The 272-nt window shown below is 63.2% G+C and carries 1 pseudogene; it reads left to right on the top strand.

The features are described 5' to 3' along the window. Positions 1–12 precede the first annotated feature (12 nt). Positions 13–272 (top strand): annotated as a pseudogene (locus L0U85_RS20250) (hypothetical protein); the annotation flags it as partial.

Here is a 272-nt window from a genome sequence, read left to right as displayed (position 1 = left end):
AACGAGGTGCCCGTGTCCGACCGCTCAGACGTCGCCCTCTATCTCCCAAAGCAACTGAACCGCCGACTGCGGAAACTCCCACCAGAAGTCCGAGACCTCACCACCGCGTTCTTCGCGAAGTTCAGCGAAGATTTCCGTCGCAACGCCATCCATCTCGAACCCATCCGGCGGGTCAAGGACCGCAGGCTTCGGACCGCGCGACTCAACCAGTCCTGGAGGGCGATCCTCCTGCAAGCCGCCGACTCCGAATTCGTGCTGCTCGACGTCGCCCC

This window comes from Glycomyces sp. L485, assembly GCF_022548875.1.
In the GTDB taxonomy this organism is placed as follows: Bacteria; Actinomycetota; Actinomycetes; order Mycobacteriales; family Micromonosporaceae; genus Glycomyces.
Note: the sequence above shows the minus strand (reverse complement) of the source record. Positions and strands in the feature narration are given on the sequence as shown.